This is a genomic window from Allomuricauda sp. NFXS6, from assembly GCF_040148835.1.
GTDB lineage: Bacteria > Bacteroidota > Bacteroidia > Flavobacteriales > Flavobacteriaceae > Flagellimonas.
In genome coordinates, this window is sequence record NZ_JAGEMG010000001.1 from 643155 (window position 1) to 661407 (window position 18253).

Below are 18253 nucleotides of genomic sequence, written 5' to 3' on the forward strand. Positions count from 1 at the left end.
TTATTTCTTTAGGTTCGATTCAATTCCTTCCAAAGCGCTTTCCGTCAATACTAAACTTGTTGCGTTAACAATTTTGTAAGTATTTAATTCTGAGCCTGTTACAACTTCGGAACGTTCCAAATTACGCGACGACAAATATACGTTATTATTTGAATCGCCCAACACAATAAGGGACTTTTTCTTTTCTATTCCCAAGGAAGACAAGAAATTAACGAAATCCTTGGTTTTTGGAGCCTCAAAATTGAAATCTTCCACAACCACTATTGATTGCTCTTTGGACTTTATGCTCAAGGCCGATTTTCTGGCCAAACGCTTCATGTTCTTGTTCAACTTTTGGGTATAATCCTTAGGTCTGGGACCAAAAATTCTACCACCACCTCTAAAAATCGGTGATTTGATACTACCGGCCCTTGCGGTACCCGTACCTTTTTGCTTTTTGATCTTTCTGGTACTACCAGCAATCTCTGCTCTTTCTTTGGCTTTGTGCGTTCCTTGTCTCTGATGGGCCAAGTATTGCTTTACATCCAAATAAATAGCGTGCTCGTTAGGCTCTATCGCGAAAACATCGTCAGAAAGTTCTACTTTCCGTCCTGTTTCTTTTCCTTTGATATCTAAAACTGCTACCTTCATTATTGCCACCTTTGAATTGTTACGTAAGCATTCTTATGACCTGGAACACATCCTTTAACTACCAAAAGATTTTTCTCAGGAACCACTTTCAATACTTTTAAGTTTTGCACGGTAACTCTGTCACCACCCATTCTACCGGCCATTCGCATACCTTTCACAACTTTGGAAGGGTACGACGCGGCACCGATGGAACCAGGAGCTCTCAATCTGTTGTGCTGACCGTGGGTCGCTTGTCCAACTCCACCGAAACCATGACGCTTTACAACACCTTGGAATCCTTTTCCTTTTGATGTACCAACTACATCAACAAACTCTCCTTCTACAAATAAATCAACACCTACGGTGTCTCCCAATTTGTATTCACCTTCAAACCCTTGGAACTCAATGACTTTCTTTTTTGGAGAAGTACCTGCTTTTTTGTAGTGACCTGTTTCGGCCTTGTTAGCACGTTTTTCTGCCTTGTCATCGAAACCTAGTTGAAGGGCACTGTACCCGTCTACCTCTTCGGTTCTGACTTGGGTAACCACGCATGGCCCAGCTTCCAATACGGTGCATGGAACGTTCTTTCCATTCTCGTCGAAAATGCTGGTCATACCGATTTTCTTACCTATTAACCCAGACATATTTAATTAATTAACAATTATTTACTTTTTCTAACTCTAGCCAATTTCTTGGCAAAAAAATTGGGTCAAGAAAATATTCTGTTCTGACCCAGATTTTTTTCTTTCTCCGTTTTTCCCGAACCGTCGTTCGGGACATGTTTATGCTGAACTTGTTTCAGCACCTCTTCATTGAGACACTTCGGCTTCGCTCAGTGTTTGTTCGGCTAAAACTTTCTGTTAACCAGAAAGTCCAGTCCTCATCAAACTTTGATCTCAACCTCGACACCACTTGGAAGCTCCAGCTTCATAAGGGCATCGATAGTTTTTGATGAAGAGCTGTAAATATCCAATAATCTCTTGTAAGAGCTCAATTGGAACTGCTCCCTTGATTTTTTGTTCACGTGGGGCGAACGCAAAACCGTAAATATCTTTTTGCGCGTTGGCAATGGAATTGGTCCAGTTACCACAGCACCTGTTGTCTTTACTGTCTTCACGATCTTCTCAGCAGATTTGTCCACCAAATTGTGATCGTAAGATTTCAATTTTATTCTAATTTTTTGACTCATCTTGCTGAAAATTAAGCGGTTACTCCTTTAGCTGCTTTAATTACTTCCTCCGCAATATTGGAAGGAGTATCTGCATAGTGTGAAAATTCCATTGTCGATGTTGCCCTACCTGAAGACAAAGTCCTCAAAGAAGTTACATAACCAAACATCTCGGATAGTGGCACTTCAGCTTTGATCACCTTGGCACCTGCTCTATCTGACATACTGTTCACCTGACCTCTTCTACGGTTCAAGTCACCAACAATATCCCCCATGTTTTCTTCTGGAGTAAGCACCTCCAACTTCATAATGGGCTCCATAATTACCGCTTTGGCTTTCTTGGCAGCTACCTTGTATCCAAGTTTTGCAGCAAGCTCAAAAGAAAGCTGGTCGGAATCCACAGGGTGGAAAGAACCATCTTTAAGAGTAATTTTCATGGAATCCATTTCGAATCCGGCCAAAGGACCATTCTTCATAGCCTCTCTAAATCCTTTTTCAACGGATGGAACAAATTCCTTAGGAATGTTACCACCTTTTATAACGTTCACGAACTCAAGTCCGGACTTACCTTCTTCTGCAGGCTCCATAGTAAATACGATATCCGCAAATTTACCACGACCACCCGTCTGTTTCTTGTAAGTTTCCCTATGATCGGCTGTTCCGGTAATTGCTTCTTTGTACTCTACCTGCGGCTGACCTTGGTTAACATCCACCTTAAACTCTCGTTTTAGACGGTCACAAATAATATCCAAGTGAAGCTCGCCCATCCCCGAAATAATGGTTTGACCGGATGCTTCATCCGTTTTTACCTGGAAGGTTGGATCCTCTTCGGCCAATTTAGCCAAAGCCATGCCCAATTTATCAACATCAGCTTTTGTTTTTGGCTCTACCGCGATACCGATTACCGGCTCTGGGAACTGCATACTTTCCAAAACAATCGGATGTTTTTCATCGGAAAGGGTATCCCCAGTCTTAATATCTTTAAAACCTACTGCCGCACCAATATCTCCTGCTTCGATAAAGTCGATTGCATTTTGCTTATTGGAGTGCATTTGATAGATTCGAGAAATACGCTCTTTATTACCTGAACGGTTGTTCAAAATGTAAGAACCCGCATCCAAACGACCGGAATATGCTCTAAAGAATGCCAAACGACCTACGAAAGGATCGGTAGCAATCTTAAAGGCAAGAGCGGCAAATGGCTCTTTTGGGTCTGGTTTTCTCCTTTCTTCCTTCTCCGTATCTGGATTTATACCTATAATATCATCTTTATCCAAAGGTGATGGCAGGTAACGGCAAACGGCATCCAACAAGAACTGAACTCCTTTATTTTTAAATGAAGAACCACAGATCATTGGAATAATCGCCCTGTCCATAACGGCAGCACGCAAAGCAGCGTGTACTTCATCTTCAGTGATGGAGTCTTCATCTTCGAAGAATTTTTCCATCAACTCCTCATCATATTCTGCAACAGCTTCGATCAAGGCAGCTCTATACTCCTTAACCTCGGCTTTCATTTCTTCGGGAATATCCACAACATCAAAAGTAGAACCGAAGTTATCCTCATGCCATACAACAGCCCTGTTCTTAGCCAAGTCAACAATCCCTCTAAAATCTGCTTCGTCACCAATTGGCAATACAATCGGCACCGCATTGGAACCCAACATTTCACGAACTTGCTTGCACACGTTCAAGAAGTTGGAACCTTGACGGTCCATTTTATTAACAAAACCTATTCTTGGAACTTTATAGTTATCGGCCAATCTCCAGTTGGTTTCGGATTGTGGCTCAACACCGTCCACGGCACTGAACAAGAACACCAATCCATCCAACACACGCAAAGAACGGTTTACTTCAACCGTAAAGTCAACGTGTCCGGGAGTGTCAATAATATTAAAGTGGTAATCTTTTGTGTCAGGCAAGTCTTTTGCATTCTCCATTGGAAACTTCCATGTACAAGTGGTAGCAGCAGAGGTAATGGTAATACCACGCTCTTGCTCTTGCTCCATCCAGTCCATGGTTGCGGCACCATCGTGCACTTCACCAATTTTATGACTCACACCTGTATAGAAAAGAATACGTTCAGTAGTAGTTGTCTTTCCAGCATCAATGTGAGCTGCAATACCTATATTCCTTGTATATTTTAAATCTCTTCCCATTGTATTGATTAGAATCTAAAGTGTGAGAATGCTTTATTGGCCTCAGCCATTTTATGTGTATCTACTCTTTTCTTCACTGCCGCACCTTCTTCTTTGGCTGCCGCTAATATTTCAGCTGCCAATCTTTGGGCCATGGATTTCTCATTACGCTTTCTAGAAAAGCTGATCAGCCACTTCATGGCAGTGGAAATTTTTCTATCTGGACGAATCTGCATCGGAATCTGGAATGTTGCACCACCCACTCTTCTACTACGAACCTCTACGTGCGGCATAACATTGGAAAGAGCATCTTTCCACAGCTCCAATCCTGTTTTTTCTTCGTCAGTGTTCTTTTCATCAACAATCTCGATCGCATCATAAAAAATCTTGAATGCAACCGATTTTTTACCGTCCCACATCATCATGTTCACGAAACGCGTAACAAGTTGATCGTTAAATTTTGGATCCGGTAATAAAGGTCTCTTTTTTGCCTGCTTTTTTCTCATCGCTTCTTCTTAAAAATGATTAATTTTTAGGACGCTTTGCACCATACTTAGATCGTCGTTGCGTTCTTCCCGCAACACCTGCGGTATCCAAAGCGCCACGAACGATATGATATCGCACACCAGGCAAATCCTTTACTCTTCCGCCTCTTACCAATACTATCGAGTGCTCTTGAAGGTTGTGTCCTTCGCCGGGAATATATGCGTTCACCTCTTTACCATTGGTCAACCTTACCCTTGCAACTTTACGCATTGCAGAGTTTGGTTTCTTTGGCGTGGTAGTGTAAACACGTGTACAAACCCCTCTTCTTTGAGGACACGAATCCAAAGCAGCCGATTTACTCTTCTTGGTAATTGTGGCCCTTCCTTTTCGTACTAATTGTGAAATTGTTGGCATTAAATTTCTTTTAAAAACTAAATAACCCTCATTTTGAGGGCTGCAAATGTAGTGATATTTCCCAATAATTCAAATCCCAAGCAATTAAATTTAAGCTGAATCCAAAAAAAGTTAAAATACCTATACATAAGAGTCGTAGCATCCACGATACAACCGATCCTGCCAGATAGGTCTTCTCCAAAAAATCGAGTCCTATTTAAGTATATATATTAAGGTATCACCTATGAAGTCCGAAAAAAAATAATCTTTTCAACGCCGCACCAACCCAAATGGCCAATCAAAAAAAGCATCTTTAAATATGGTTAAAGTTTTGTCAAAAAAAATAAAACCCATTGTTCACTGGGCCTGACCGCCATTAATTGCATTAAGAACAATTCCACCCCCTCTAAATTATATAGTTGATAATGTATTTTAATGAATTTGCGGTTATTTCATTTAACACAGAACTCTTAAAGATTTTGTAAAATTAGTTTGGATTATTAACATGAAATTAGGATTTTAGCAATCAGCTAATTCAAATAATTTAACAATGAGAACAAAACTTAATGGATTGTTAACGCTATTATTGGCGTTTGTAGTGCATATATCCTATGCGCAAGACAAGACGATTACAGGTACAGTTACGGATGCCAATGGCCTCCCGCTGCCTGGAGTCAACATTGTCGTTGAAGGGACCTCGACAGGTACCCAAACAGATTTTGACGGAAACTATGCAATCAGCGCTAGTGAAGGACAAACATTGCTTTTTACTTACATTGGACAAAGACCTTCGACCAAAGTTGTCGGTGCCAGTAGTGTAATCAATGTTCAAATGGTGGAAGACACCCAAGCCCTTGAAGAGGTAGTCGTTACCGCACAGGGTATCAAGCGCGAGAAAAAAGCACTTGGATATTCGGTGACCTCGGTAGGTTCGGACCAAATTGAAGGAAAGTCCGAGGGCGATGTTGCCAGGGTACTTAATGGTAAGGCAGCCGGTGTGCAAATCACCTCTGGAGGTGGTACTTCCGGTTCCGGTACCAACGTTACCATCAGGGGATTCAGTTCCTTTAGTGGTAGCAACCAGGCACTTTTTATAGTGGATGGCGTACCCTTTAGTAACGATACCAACGCACCAGGGGACTTTTTGGACGGTAACCCAGCTCCATCACGTTTCTTGGACCTTGACCCGAACAACATCGCCAATGTGGAGGTGTTAAAAGGTCTGGCCGCAACAACGCTCTATGGAACCTTGGGCCGTAACGGTGTGATCTTGATCACCACCAAGGCCGGAGCTGGACAAGGAGGCGGCGCCAAGAAGACCGAGATCACCGTGAGCCAATCGGTCTTCACGAACGAGTTCGCTTCTTTGCCGGATTACCAAGATCAGTTCGGTAACGGTTTCGACCAAGCCTTCGGATGGTTCTTCAGTAACTGGGGACCTAGCTTTGACCGCGATGGTCTTTCCGGGTGGGGCAACCAACCGGCCATTGACGATCAAGGTACTCTGTTGCACCCCTATGCTTCCTCTGCTTTCTTGAACCCTGATGGTGCTAATACAGGTACAGGTGCATTGGCGCAACAGTTTGCAAATGCAAGATATGACTGGAAACCGTACAACTCCGTTGAGGAGTTCATGAGGCCAGGTAGAACCTTGAACACCTCCGTAAACATAGCAGGTAGTTCGGAAGATGGAAAAACTACGTTCAACGCTAACCTTGGATACTTGGACGAAGAGGGCTTTACACCTGGAAACTCGTTGAACCGTTTCAATTTTTCAGTGGGTGGTCAATCCCAGCTTTCCAACAAGTTCTCCATCCAGGCCACGGCCAACTATGCAAGGAGCGACGTTAAGACCCCTCCCATTGCAGCGAGTAGGGGTAATGGTACTTTAGGACTATCCGTATTTGGTAACATCATGTTTACACCTCGAAGTGTGGATTTGATGGGGCTTCCCTTTGAACAACCAGAAGACGGTTCCAGTATTTACTACCGTAACGGTAACGATATCATCAACCCGAGATGGACCGCAAAGAACGTTACCTACAATAACTTGACAAACAGGTTCAACTTCAATGCTTCATTGAATTACGAAATAAATGAGAACCTTGGGCTTACCTGGAGAACAGGTCTTGATTACTACAACGAAAGAAACGTCAACGGTTCCAACAGAGGGGGTGTGGAGTTCACTCAGGCCATATTCGGTTTCTTGAACACCTATGACAATAATAATACCATCTGGGACCACTATGTGGCTCTTAACGGAAACTACGATCTTTCGGAAAAAATCGGTATGACTTTCATCGCCGGTGCCAACGCACGTTCTGATTTCTTTGACCAACAAGGTGTTGCCAGTACCGGACAAATCGTGTACGGTATTAAAAGACATTTCAACTATGAAAACCAATTACCCATCCAGTCTTCTCAAAAGAGAAACATCGTTGGACTATTGGGTCAGGTGTCCTTTGATTATGACAGCATGTTGTTCTTGAACTTGAACAGCAGAACTGACTGGGTATCCAACCTGGCAACGGAAAACAGAAGCTTGACCTATCCTGGGGTAAGTGTTTCCTTCTTGCCCACGGCGGCCTTTAGGGATTTACAGTCCCAAAATGGGCTGAACTACCTAAAACTACGTGCGGGTTATGCCACATCGGCCAACTTCCCAACAGGCTATCCGACCGTTAGTGTTGTGGAGCAGAACACCCAGGTATATGGTGAAGGTGGTGAAATCACCAACAACCAAGTGGACAACTTTAGAGCCAATCCTGACCTGAAACCAGAGCTTTTGAAAGAGTTTGAGGTGGGTATCGAGTCCCGTCTTTGGCAGAACAGGATATCCTTTGATTTCACCTATTATGATAGAAGGACGGATGATTTGATCGTGAGCCAGCCGCTTCCCCCATCTACAGGATTTACATTGACCCAGTCCAACATTGGACAGATCAGCAACAAAGGTATCGAGGCCAATTTGGGAGTTGATATCTTCCGAGGTGGCGCTGACGGATTCAATTGGAACGTAAGGGCCAACTTCTTTGCCAACGAAGAGGTAGTGGAAGAGCAGGAAGAAGACATCATCTTCTACGCCGGTAGTACAGCGCTTTTTGTGGGGGCGAACGCCGCCATCGAAGGAGAATCATTGGGTACCATCGTAGGTACGGCCATTGGGCGTGACGATGACGGAAATTTCCAAGTGAACAATGGAGGGGATTACGTGATCGTGGAACAAGACAACGAAGGTAACGTGCCGATTATAGGGGATGCAATTCCTGACTACACGATGAACGTGTTCAACAACATCTCTTTCAAAAACTGGAGCCTTGGTTTCCAGATACAGCACGTCAAAGGTGGGGACGTCATGTCCAGTACTATAGCGACATTGTTGGGTAGAGGTTTGATCACAGAAACAGTTGACAGGGAAAATACCTACATCCTGCCTGGTGTGAGTCAAACAACAGGAGAGCCGAACAACAAACAGATCAACAACTCGACCTATTACTTCAACAACGTTTTGTTCGGTCCAGCTGAATTGAAGATTTATGACGCATCGGTCCTCCGTTTGCAAGAAGTTTCCCTGTCCTACTCCTTCCCAAAGAAGTTCTTGGACAAAACACCTTTCGGATCTTTGACATTGACCGCACAGGGCTTCAACTTATGGTATGATGCCTACAACACTCCCGATGGGGCCAACTTTGACCCCAACGTGGCAGGTATCGGTATCGGCAACGGACGTGGTTTCGACTTTATAAACGGGCCATCACAACGTAGATACGGATTCAGTGTAAGGGCATCGTTCTAATAAAAATTGTTAATGATATAGCATTATGAAAAATTATTTAAAATATATTTCGATGGTTTTGTTTGCAGGCCTCACTTTCAATGCCTGCGAAACGACCGAACTGGACTTAAGAGTAAGTCCAAACGATCTTGCTGCCGATCAGGCAGACCCCAATCTCCTGTTGAACTCCATACAGTTGGCCTATGCCTCCAATATGGATGCCATCAGCGATTTGGGAGCAGAACTCACCCGTATCGACTATATGTTCGGTAGGAACTATTTCAACGAATATCCCGGTGATACTTTTAATGGTATCTGGTCCAGAACCTACAGTAGTGGGTTCAACGATCCGGGGGATGGTACTGTTCAAGTTGGTATGTTCACCAACGTAAGTACCTTGGAGAGAATCAACGACGAAACTGATGTTGATTATTCGTTCCATGTTGGAGTCGCCAAAACGCTACAGGCACATATGCTGATGTTGTTGGTGGATTACTTGGGCGAAGCTGGTTTTAGCCAAGCAGGGAATCCCGATGAATTCCCCGCGCCCACTTTGGACGATGGTGCATCCGTGTACGCAGCTGCGCTGGCCTTGTTGGATGAAGCGGAAAGCCTTTTGTCCACAGAACCATTGACATTGGGTGCCGATGACCTGTTTTATGCCGGAGACACTGAAAAATGGTTGAAACTCGTAAATACGGTTAGGTTGAAAGCCTATGTGACCACAAATGATGCGGCCAGTTTCAATGCTGTTATCGCTGATGGAAACTATATTTCCTCAGCAGAGGATGATTTTGAATTTCAGTACGGAACAAGTGAATTGCAACCGGATACCCGTCATCCTGATTACGCATTGGACTACACACCTTCCGGGGCAGGAATTTACCAGTCCAACTGGATGATGGAGTTGATGCTGAACAACGAGGATCCGCGTATCCGTTACTATTTCTATAGGCAGACCGATGCCACTCCTGGTGCGGATGGTGAGCCCGCGAACGAAGAAACCTTGGCGTGTTCCCTGGCCGTACCACCACAGCACTACATTGACGGTGGATTCACCTATTGCAGCGTGCCCAATGGGTACTGGGGCAGATCACATGGAAACAACGAAGGTACGCCTCCGGACAACTTCTTCAGGACTGCAGTTGGCGTTTATCCAGCAGGCGGTAGATTTGACGATAGCAGTTTCGGTGTAGTTGGCCTCGGAGCAGGTGGAGGTGGAGCAGGTATTGAGCCCATCATTCTATCCTCTTATGTAGATTTCTGGAGAGCCGATATGGCGAGCAATGATGCCGACCGTGCCACGTTGATGGCAAGTGCATTGCAAAAATCCATTGACAAGGTACAATCCTTTGGAGCCTTGGATGCGGATGCGGACCTTTCCGTAGCAGCGGATGAAGCTGAAGTAACCGCTTATATCGACGGCATCGTTGCCGATTTCAATGCGGCAACGGGAGACGACAAGGAGAACATCTTTGCCGAGCAGTACTTTACGACATTGTTCGGGGGTGCAACGGAAGCTTACAATTATTACAGGAAAACGGGTTATCCGACCACGGTATTACCGAACTGGGAACCAAATCCAGGGCCATTCCCTAGGACCTTCCTTTATCCACAGAACGAGGTGGTGACCAACCCTTCGTTGACACAGAAGCAAACAATGACGCAGCAGGTATTCTGGGACACCAATCCGGCAAGTCCAACTTTTCCACCTGCTAACTAAAAATTTAAAACATACAATATGAAAAATTGGTTTAAACATATTACGATACTCTTCGCGGGAGTTGCGCTATTGGCAACATCCTGTGACGATGGTGACGCGGTCATTGACGAGGTCACCGCTGAGACCACAAGAGGAGCTATACTGAGAACCGTAGCCATAGACCAGAACGAAGTTATTTTCGACTTGGACAACAGTGTCTTAGTTGAGGGTGGTTTTTCAGCTACTGTTGAGGTTCAGGATACCGAAGGCGGTGACCTGCTCTCTGAAATTGAAGTTTACGGAGGTTTTCGGGATAACACTTCCGATGGCGTAGATGATAGAGCAGAGGTGTTGTTGGAGACAATACCGGCTTCCGAGGGTGTACCTGGTGAATTTGGTTTACCACGATTCACTTATTCAGCCGGTTACGAGGAATTACAACAAGCTTTGGACCTTCCGGGTGATGCCTTCTTTGGAGGTGATCAGTTCACCGTGCGTTTTGAACTCGTTCTTACCGATGGCAGAAGGTTCTCCTTTGACGACAACACGGGTACCATAACAGGTTCTTTCTTTAGTTCGCCTTTCCTATATACCGCAAACGTTGTTTGTTTTGTTCCAGATGGCTACTTTGAAGGAGAATATTCCATTACCCAAAACAGCGGCTCTGGACCATTCGATATTTTTGATGGTTTTAGCCAACCGAGTGTAACAGTTGAAGCTAATTCAATGACAGGTAGGTCCATTGGATTCACCTATGACCCGGGAGGATTTGATTCAGCCTATACCTTCACTTTTGACCTTGTTTGTGGAGAAATCCAGAACTTCTCAGGAACCATTAACTCTGGAAGTTTAGGGTGTGATGGCAGTAGTATTGGACAAACCGCAGTTGCCAACGTGGAATATGATGTAGAAGATGATTCAGAATTTACCATACTAATCGAGGATTTTAATCCTGATGGCGGATGTGGCGGAACCTATGAAGCTTCTTTGACATTTACTAAGCTTTAATTGAACAATCTTTTTCAAAGATTTGTTTTTAAAAATAAATTTATTAACCCCCGTGCGCGCACGGGGGTTAATTTTTTAATAAACTTAATTTTACGTTATTTTATGGTGTTAAATAATGATTTAATTATTCCTCAAACATCAATTGACCAAGCTTAAAAGTTGGAGTAAAACCATAAAATCCAGATATTCGCAACGATAATACAGGTAGACTAAAACTTTATAATCTATTTAACGTAGTTTTCCATTGTTTTGCTTTAGTTTACAATCACTTAACAAAAAAATTCTATCCATGAAATCCATTAAATTTTTAACATTTTTTCTTTCCTTGATCACCACACATTTTGCCGTGGCCCAATTCGCAGGCCAATCTCCTGTCGTAGCTGGGAAAGGCGGTCCGGGAGGAGCCAGTTCTGCTGCCATAGGATACGTTACCGGTTCCATGATGGACGAAAAAAACACCAAACTGGACGTGACCGATTTTCAAGGATCTCCATACACCTCAAACGAGTTCCAACCCACCGTGCTTTTTGACAAAGACAAAAGAGTGGGTGAAATCTATTACCGTTACAATGCGTACAACGGTGAAATAGAGATAAAGGCTTCGCCCTTGGACTCAGAAATTGGCAGTTTGAGCCGGGACAAATCGATTGCCATTTTGGAAGATGGGAAAAAACTCAGCTTCAAGACCTTTATCGATAAAAACAACAATACCTTGAACGGGTATCTTACAGAGCTTATCGATGGAGAGCGGTACAATCTGTACAAGAGGATAACGGTGAAATATACCGAGGGGGCACCAGCGGCAAATTCCTTCGTAAAGGCCACCCCAAACAGATTCTCACAGTTTACCGAATATTATCTTGAAAAAGAGGGAGCCAACCGAATCGATGAAATGGAAACCTCCAAAAGAAAGGTTCTAAAACTGCTTAAAGGAGAGGATAAGGAAAAAATCAAAGCCTATATCAAGGAAAATAAAATGAAGATTCGCTCGGTCGAAGACTTGATGAAAATCGTGGAACTTTTAAATTCCTAAGGGAATTATAATTAACCAAAAACCCACTACCTTTGGTCAGTGGGTTTTTTATTTTGAAATCATTGGAAAAAAAAGAAACAGTCTACGGAATACGTGCCGTGCTGGAAGCGATAAACGCCAACCAGCCCATCAACAAAATATTTGTTCAAAAAGGACTTAAAGGCGAGCTGTACAAAGAACTGGAATCCACTGTGCGCAAAAATGGCATCAGCCTTTCTTACGTTCCCGTAGAAAAGCTCAACCGCCTTACCCGAAACAACCACCAAGGCGTAGTTGCACAAATATCCCCGGTGGAATTCCACAATTTTGAAGCATTGGTGGAAAAAGTGATTGCCGAGGAGAAGCAGCCGCTGTTCTTGATGCTCGACGGTGTTTCCGATGTTCGGAATTTTGGAGCCATCATTCGTACCGCCGAATGTTCTGGCGTCCATGGAATCATTATCCCTAAAAATGGGGCCGCACCCATTACGGACGATACCGTAAAAACATCCGCGGGGGCCGCCTTTAATGTGCCAATTGCCAAAGTAGATCATTTAAAAGACGCTGTTTTTTATCTTCAATCTTCGGGAATTGTAGTTACCGGAGCCACTGAAAAAGCTGATGAAGAGATTTATAGTGTAGATTTCAACAAACCTACGGCCATTATTATGGGCTCGGAAGATAAAGGCATCTCCCCTTCTACCCTAAGTATTATCGACCATAAAGCTAAATTGCCCCTTATGGGAAAAATTGGTTCGTTGAATGTTTCCGTGGCCTGTGGAGTTTTCCTTTATGAGGTGGTTCGGCAAAGAAGAAAATAGCATTACATACCGGTAGTGCATTATATGTTTATTTATCACAAAAAACGCGTCAGTTCGAGAGCGAAGCGTATCGAGAACAGGTGTTTTTAGAGTGAAAAACTACTCGAATTGACGATTTTTTTCCAATAATGCACCACGGGCATCATTCCTTTTTGTTTTCCCGATAGTGATATTTGATTTCGATTTTTTGCTCGTTGTCTTCAGAGCTTGTTTCTATAAAGTTACCCTGCTCATCAAAATGCTTTAGAAATGGATCATCATCCTCGTTGAAATCTTCATGCTCCCAATCGTATTTTTGCACTTCGGGCACACGCACTTTGGTAATGAACGCAAAAACAAGACCCGTAGCAAATCCCGCAAGGTGGCCTTCCCATGAAATGCCGTCCTTTACTGGAAATATATACCAGATCATGCTGCCGTAAATAAACACAACAACCAAAGACAGGGCGACCAAGCGATAATTCTTGGCCAAAATCCCTTTAAAAAAAATAAAACTGGCGAGTAAATAAATTACACCACTGGCCCCGATATGGTAGGACGGACGGGCAATTGCCCATGTGAGCAAGCCAGATGCAAGCGTCCCGAACAACAACACCCGAAGTGCCGCACTGTGATAAAAATAGAATAGAAAGGCGGTCAATACCGCCAAAGGGATGGTATTGTTGTACAAATGCTCAATAGAACCGTGAATAAACGGACTAAATAATACTCCTTTTAATCCGGACAATCTTCTTGGGTATACCCCATAATCGTTCAGGTTGATTCCAAACTGTACCTCTACCCAAAACACAATCCAAATGGACAATATCGCCAACAAAGGGGCTACAACTACTGCATTTGAAAACTTAAATGAATCCGAACTCATATCGTCACAAAATCAAACATCTGGCCATAACCTTAAATTTATACAAATTGTCAGGTTATCTTGATAAACCTTTCCCTTAACAAGAACAAAAGACCATCAAATTTATTTTATTTTTGACCTATGAACGAACCTTTGGCAGAACGCATACGTCCAAAAACTTTGGAGGATTACATAAGTCAGCAGCATTTGGTGGGCAAACAAGGTGCTCTGACCACCCAAATCAAAAATGGGGTGATTCCTTCCTTGATTTTTTGGGGACCACCTGGAACCGGAAAAACTACGTTGGCCAACATTATAGCGACCGAAAGTAAAAGACCTTTTTACACCTTAAGCGCTATCAGCAGTGGAGTCAAAGACGTTCGGGAAGTAATCGAAAAGGCCAAACAAAGTGGAGGCCTATTCACTTCCAAAAACCCTATTCTTTTTATTGATGAGATTCACCGTTTTAGCAAATCGCAACAGGATTCGCTACTTGCCGCCGTGGAAAAAGGTTGGGTAACCTTAATTGGTGCCACTACGGAGAACCCGAGTTTTGAAGTGATTCCAGCACTTTTATCCAGATGCCAGGTTTACACCCTGAACCCCTTTGGAAAAGAAGATCTTATCGCACTTTTGGAACGTGCCATAAAAACAGACACCAACCTTTCCAAGAAACAAATAGCATTAAAAGAGACGGAAGCATTGTTACGCTTATCTGGCGGAGATGGTAGAAAACTGCTCAATATTTTTGAGCTCATCATCAACTCGGAAGCAGATGACAAAATTACCATAACCAATGATTTGGTTCAAAATAAGGTTCAGAAAAATACGGTACGATACGATAAAACCGGCGAGCAGCACTACGACATTGTTTCCGCTTTCATTAAAAGTATACGCGGAAGTGACCCCAATGCCGCTGTTTATTGGTTGGCACGTATGATCGAGGGTGGCGAAGATGTGAAATTCATCGCACGACGAATGATCATATTGGCTTCTGAAGATATCGGAAATGCCAATCCCACAGCCCTTGTTTTGGCCAACACCACATTCCAGTCCGTTACGACCATTGGGTATCCCGAAGCCCGGATAATATTGAGCCAATGCGCCACCTATTTGGCAAGTTCCCCAAAGAGCAATGCCAGTTATATGGCCATTAACGAGGCACAGCAAAAAGTGCGTCAAACAGGCGACCTTTCCGTGCCTATACCGCTAAGGAATGCACCTACCAAATTAATGAAGGATTTAGGGTATGGCAAAGGGTATGACTATGCCCATAACCATGAAAATAATTTTGTGGATTTTGAGTTTCTACCGGATGAAATTACTGGAACTAGCTTTTACCGACCGGGAAACAATCCCAGAGAAAATGCAATGAAAGACTTTTTGAAGAAAAGGTGGAAAAACAAATACGATTTCTAGAACTTGATATTAAGTTCTTGCTGTACTTTTTTTCCGTTCTCCGAATACTCCAACAACCATTTGCCATCTTTTTTAAAGACCACCGCATTGTTCCCCTGGAAATCAGTCATAAAAACATCTTCCATGGAGGTTTCTTCCAATTTAAGTATAACCTTGGGAGTTCTGTCTACCAGTTGATAACCATTTTCCATAGGTTGCGCGTACAAAAGACCGGTTGGAATTGACTCCATCAGTGTAACGCCTTCCGTAGCTTTAACAATAGTGGTCGTTTTCGGCTCTACACTTTTATATACCTGTTCTTCCGTGGTCGCCTTTTGTTCTACCACATGCTCTTTTGGATCTTTAACTGATTTTACATCGTTTTTAAAGCTTACCGTTACTGGTCCTTCTTTTTGCACAAGGTCATTTTTATTTGGATCGTATGTATAGTTCATCCCCGCAAAGGAAACAAATGCTTTTTGCAAAGCCTCCCTGTAGGACTCGTTATACTCTTTGATCTTGCTGACACCTTCAACAGATTTGAATATTTCAACATTGTTACAATCTTTCAGAGAAATAGCAACCTTTGTGGTAAAAAGATTGGAACCATCAATAATATCGGCAACAAGACCCAGACACCTTTGGTTTACCAAATCTGCCGGTAGGGCATCATCATAAACGGCTTCAAATCCGTTTTCCGTAAAAAAATATTTGGTCAAAGTACTGGTCTGATGCTTGTTCATGGCATCGAAAGCCTCGAATTTCTTCGGTACAATAATATATTTATAGTTGTTCAATTGTGCGTTGACAGCTCCAGTGAACCCTATCGCAAAAAGCAATATGTACAATATTTTAGATTTCATATAGAAGGATAATCAATTACCGTTCCAAGATATAATATTAAATCCGAACAGTAAAGAAGCGTAGTGACTGTCTGCAATATTGGAGTAACTTAGAAGATTGTTCGCCAAAACATAAAAATTGACCGGACCCAATTGAACGTTTGCACCCAATCCAATATTTGTAAAGGAATATTTATCGACCGTATACGTACCTTTTAAGGATACCATCCTCCCAAACCGCCTTTGGTAAAAACCGGTTAAAGCAGCTTGCACTCCTCTTGGCCTTTTCATCATAAACAATTGCCCTCCCAGACTGTTTCTGTAATAATCACGGTTACTTGCCATTCCACTACCACCATTGACAGCGCACCCGCAATTGTCCAAAACAGAGCCTCCGCCCTGGCCAAAATCATATCTAATGGAGCCATACACTTTTACCGGTCGCCAAGAAATATAGCTTGACTCATTTTCGTCTCTGGGCAAGGCTTCATCAATTTCGTCAATCAACTCTTGCCATAAATCGTTGTTCACATTATCTATGTCCTCTGGGAGGATAATCGAGATTCCATCGGTGGTTGTGCTTCCTGAAAAGGTGTAGTTCCACACATCTTTGGAATTATTGATAAATCCCAAGTCTAAAATACTTCCTGTTACGGTGGTTTGCGGACTTAGGTTGTAGCTGAAACCAAAATCAAGACCAAAACCCAAATTGCCTCCAAACAAAACCCGTTCAGTAAACAAACTGGTCACGTCCTTTTGTGTGGTTCCCGTATCTTCTTCGATGATATCGTAAAACCCCTTAACTCCAGAAGTTTGAAGCTGCATATCGGCATTGATCGTACTTTCGTAAACATTGTTTTGCCCTTGCCGGGTAACAAAGGAGCCTGAATTATTTATGGATTGAAATTGAAAAACGCTTGAATACAATTTTGCTCTCGCCCCCAAAGTAAGTGCTTCACTCACTTTTCTATTGATTCCAAAATGAAACACATTGATCATTTCACCGCGAAGGTTTAAATCCCCAAGATCAAAACTTCTACCCAAATTGTCCCCTCCATTGCCTTCAAAAGCCAAAATGGCCAAATCTTTGGGCCAATAGGTTATGATGTCCGTTTCTCCGTATATTCCAAAGGAATAATAATCATCTGGGCGGTTCTTTCCTCTAAAACCTACGGTAATCCCCTCAATCTGACTTGTGGTGCTAAAATCGTCCTTACTCCCCATCACATCCAATAACCGTTCCTGTACCTTGGTGGTAAAATCAATGCCGTCATTGGCGAAGAGGTCGTTGACGGTAACGCCACTGCTTGCACCCTGTACAGATAGTCCAGAAATCACCGGAATACCCGCATGCCATTTTTGCGATGTTCTTACTCCCGGGTTTACCATCAAAGATTGGGGTATCTCGTAAAAATCGTACAACAGTTCCTTGTTTTGGGCAAATAAGGTTGACCCACAAAATAGGACAAAGTATGTGAGTTTGTTGGCTATTCTCATTTTAATCGAAATACAAATTGTGCTCCTGAGCGAAAGATGATTTTGGGATCTTCAGCCGAAGATACACTGGACCCGTCCCCTAAATTGTTTGCTGTTACCCGAAGACTGGATGTGTTCGCAAGAATATCTATCGGCTTGCCATCCGGGCCATAGACCACCTCTCGAACCACTGTGTCCGAAGGACCTGCTTCAATGGTAAAAACCTCCCTATCCAATGGTTGCCCAGCTTCATCCAAAAAATCAATAAATATGCGCAATTCCTTGCTAGTGGTATTATCTATTTCGTAGGTAATGACACCTTCTATAAGACGCTCTGCCACATACTGTTCGTTAAAAGCGTCAAAATTGACCTCTTGGGAATAAAATGTAGTTAGCCCTCCCGCTGAATTTATGGTTGCTTCATCCGATTCAAAATAAAAAAGGCCAGAGGCCAAGGTAGGTGTGATGCTCAAATCATCAATCTGATCAAAATCCTGTTCCTCCGTGCAGGATTGTGCCAAAAACAAAAATCCCGTGAACAAGAAAACGGAATAGAATACTCTTTTCATAGCAGAAAGCAT

16 protein-coding genes are annotated in these 18253 nt (G+C 43.1%); 6 read left to right on the forward strand and 10 right to left on the reverse strand.

Features of this window, described 5'->3' with window-relative positions; translation table 11 throughout:
• The 6 genes from rplD to rpsL form a co-directional block, all read right to left on the reverse strand.
• Complete coding sequence (gene rplD / locus J4E06_RS02810) at positions 1-630, reverse strand: 50S ribosomal protein L4 (RefSeq protein WP_349522515.1); 630 nt, start codon at positions 628-630, stop codon at positions 1-3.
• Positions 630-1253, reverse strand: a complete 624-nt coding sequence (gene rplC, locus J4E06_RS02815) for a 50S ribosomal protein L3 (RefSeq protein ID WP_349522516.1) — start codon at positions 1251-1253, stop codon at positions 630-632. Before rplC ends, rplD begins: the two co-directional genes overlap by 1 nt.
• 239 nt (positions 1254-1492) lie before the next feature.
• Positions 1493-1798 carry a 30S ribosomal protein S10 gene (gene rpsJ, locus J4E06_RS02820; RefSeq protein ID WP_014032013.1) on the reverse strand — a complete coding sequence of 102 codons (306 nt, stop codon included), beginning with the start codon at positions 1796-1798 and terminating at the stop codon, positions 1493-1495.
• Between the two features lie 11 nt (positions 1799-1809).
• On the reverse strand, positions 1810-3936 hold the full coding sequence (gene fusA, locus J4E06_RS02825; protein ID WP_349522517.1) for an elongation factor G: 2127 nt from the start codon (positions 3934-3936) through the stop codon (positions 1810-1812).
• An 8-nt stretch (positions 3937-3944) separates the two neighbouring features.
• On the reverse strand, positions 3945-4421 hold the full coding sequence (rpsG, locus tag J4E06_RS02830; protein ID WP_349522518.1) for a 30S ribosomal protein S7: 477 nt from the start codon (positions 4419-4421) through the stop codon (positions 3945-3947).
• Between the two features lie 19 nt (positions 4422-4440).
• The gene (gene rpsL, locus J4E06_RS02835; RefSeq protein ID WP_014032016.1) at positions 4441-4815 is read right to left on the reverse strand and encodes a 30S ribosomal protein S12; all 375 of its coding nucleotides are present in this window, start codon (positions 4813-4815) and stop codon (positions 4441-4443) included.
• Between the two features lie 529 nt (positions 4816-5344).
• On the opposite strand from rpsL, the gene J4E06_RS02840 reads away from it, so the two are divergent.
• The 5 genes from J4E06_RS02840 (at position 5345) to rlmB (ending at position 13112) form a co-directional block, all read left to right on the forward strand.
• On the forward strand, positions 5345-8590 hold the full coding sequence (locus tag J4E06_RS02840) for a SusC/RagA family TonB-linked outer membrane protein (protein WP_349522519.1): 3246 nt from the start codon (positions 5345-5347) through the stop codon (positions 8588-8590).
• A 52-nt stretch (positions 8591-8642) separates the two neighbouring features.
• Positions 8643-10292, forward strand: a complete 1650-nt coding sequence (locus tag J4E06_RS02845; protein WP_349522520.1) for a SusD/RagB family nutrient-binding outer membrane lipoprotein — start codon at positions 8643-8645, stop codon at positions 10290-10292.
• 18 nt (positions 10293-10310) lie between these two features.
• Entirely contained in the window at positions 10311-11279 is a 969-nt protein-coding gene (locus tag J4E06_RS02850) for a hypothetical protein (protein WP_349522521.1), read from the forward strand.
• A gap of 289 nt (positions 11280-11568) precedes the next feature.
• Positions 11569-12312, forward strand: coding sequence for a hypothetical protein (locus J4E06_RS02855; protein ID WP_349522522.1), 744 nt, complete (start codon positions 11569-11571; stop codon positions 12310-12312).
• Between the two features lie 62 nt (positions 12313-12374).
• Complete coding sequence (gene rlmB, locus J4E06_RS02860; protein WP_349522523.1) at positions 12375-13112, forward strand: 23S rRNA (guanosine(2251)-2'-O)-methyltransferase RlmB; 738 nt, start codon at positions 12375-12377, stop codon at positions 13110-13112.
• A 142-nt stretch (positions 13113-13254) separates the two neighbouring features.
• On the opposite strand, the gene J4E06_RS02865 is transcribed toward rlmB, so the two are convergent.
• Entirely contained in the window at positions 13255-13977 is a 723-nt protein-coding gene (locus J4E06_RS02865) for a rhomboid family intramembrane serine protease (protein ID WP_349522524.1), read from the reverse strand.
• A 120-nt stretch (positions 13978-14097) separates the two neighbouring features.
• Here J4E06_RS02865 and J4E06_RS02870 point away from each other — a divergent pair, with 120 nt between their 5' ends.
• Entirely contained in the window at positions 14098-15375 is a 1278-nt protein-coding gene (locus tag J4E06_RS02870; protein WP_349522525.1) for a replication-associated recombination protein A, read from the forward strand.
• On the opposite strand, the gene J4E06_RS02875 is transcribed toward J4E06_RS02870, so the two are convergent.
• Genes J4E06_RS02875 through J4E06_RS02885 form a run of 3 tightly spaced genes read right to left on the reverse strand, consistent with a single transcriptional unit; the run spans position 15372 to position 18241 of the window.
• Positions 15372-16217 carry a hypothetical protein gene (locus J4E06_RS02875; protein ID WP_349522526.1) on the reverse strand — a complete coding sequence of 282 codons (846 nt, stop codon included), beginning with the start codon at positions 16215-16217 and terminating at the stop codon, positions 15372-15374. The genes J4E06_RS02870 and J4E06_RS02875 overlap by 4 nt on opposite strands.
• Before the next feature lie 12 nt (positions 16218-16229).
• A complete protein-coding gene (locus J4E06_RS02880) occupies positions 16230-17693 on the reverse strand; it encodes a DUF5723 family protein (RefSeq protein ID WP_349522527.1) in 1464 nt (487 codons plus the stop codon).
• Positions 17690-18241, reverse strand: coding sequence for a hypothetical protein (locus tag J4E06_RS02885; protein ID WP_349522528.1), 552 nt, complete (start codon positions 18239-18241; stop codon positions 17690-17692). Before J4E06_RS02885 ends, J4E06_RS02880 begins: the two co-directional genes overlap by 4 nt.
• Positions 18242-18253: the final 12 nt, after the last annotated feature.

Bases quoted from the DNA above. Each gene is read 5' to 3' on its own strand.
- rplD (WP_349522515.1), bottom strand. From the start codon at position 630: ATGAAGGTAGCAGTTTTAGATATCAAAGGAAAAGAAACAGGACGGAAA.
- J4E06_RS02870 (WP_349522525.1), top strand. From the start codon at position 14,098: ATGAACGAACCTTTGGCAGAACGCATACGTCCAAAAACTTTGGAGGAT.
- rpsJ (WP_014032013.1), bottom strand. From the start codon at position 1,798: ATGAGTCAAAAAATTAGAATAAAATTGAAATCTTACGATCACAATTTG.
- fusA (WP_349522517.1), bottom strand. From the start codon at position 3,936: ATGGGAAGAGATTTAAAATATACAAGGAATATAGGTATTGCAGCTCAC.
- rpsG (WP_349522518.1), bottom strand. From the start codon at position 4,421: ATGAGAAAAAAGCAGGCAAAAAAGAGACCTTTATTACCGGATCCAAAA.
- rpsL (WP_014032016.1), bottom strand. From the start codon at position 4,815: ATGCCAACAATTTCACAATTAGTACGAAAAGGAAGGGCCACAATTACC.
- J4E06_RS02855 (WP_349522522.1), top strand. From the start codon at position 11,569: ATGAAATCCATTAAATTTTTAACATTTTTTCTTTCCTTGATCACCACA.
- J4E06_RS02885 (WP_349522528.1), bottom strand. From the start codon at position 18,241: ATGAAAAGAGTATTCTATTCCGTTTTCTTGTTCACGGGATTTTTGTTT.
- J4E06_RS02865 (WP_349522524.1), bottom strand. From the start codon at position 13,977: ATGAGTTCGGATTCATTTAAGTTTTCAAATGCAGTAGTTGTAGCCCCT.
- J4E06_RS02850 (WP_349522521.1), top strand. From the start codon at position 10,311: ATGAAAAATTGGTTTAAACATATTACGATACTCTTCGCGGGAGTTGCG.
- J4E06_RS02880 (WP_349522527.1), bottom strand. From the start codon at position 17,693: ATGAGAATAGCCAACAAACTCACATACTTTGTCCTATTTTGTGGGTCA.
- J4E06_RS02875 (WP_349522526.1), bottom strand. From the start codon at position 16,217: ATGAAATCTAAAATATTGTACATATTGCTTTTTGCGATAGGGTTCACT.
- rplC (WP_349522516.1), bottom strand. From the start codon at position 1,253: ATGTCTGGGTTAATAGGTAAGAAAATCGGTATGACCAGCATTTTCGAC.
- J4E06_RS02845 (WP_349522520.1), top strand. From the start codon at position 8,643: ATGGTTTTGTTTGCAGGCCTCACTTTCAATGCCTGCGAAACGACCGAA.
- J4E06_RS02840 (WP_349522519.1), top strand. From the start codon at position 5,345: ATGAGAACAAAACTTAATGGATTGTTAACGCTATTATTGGCGTTTGTA.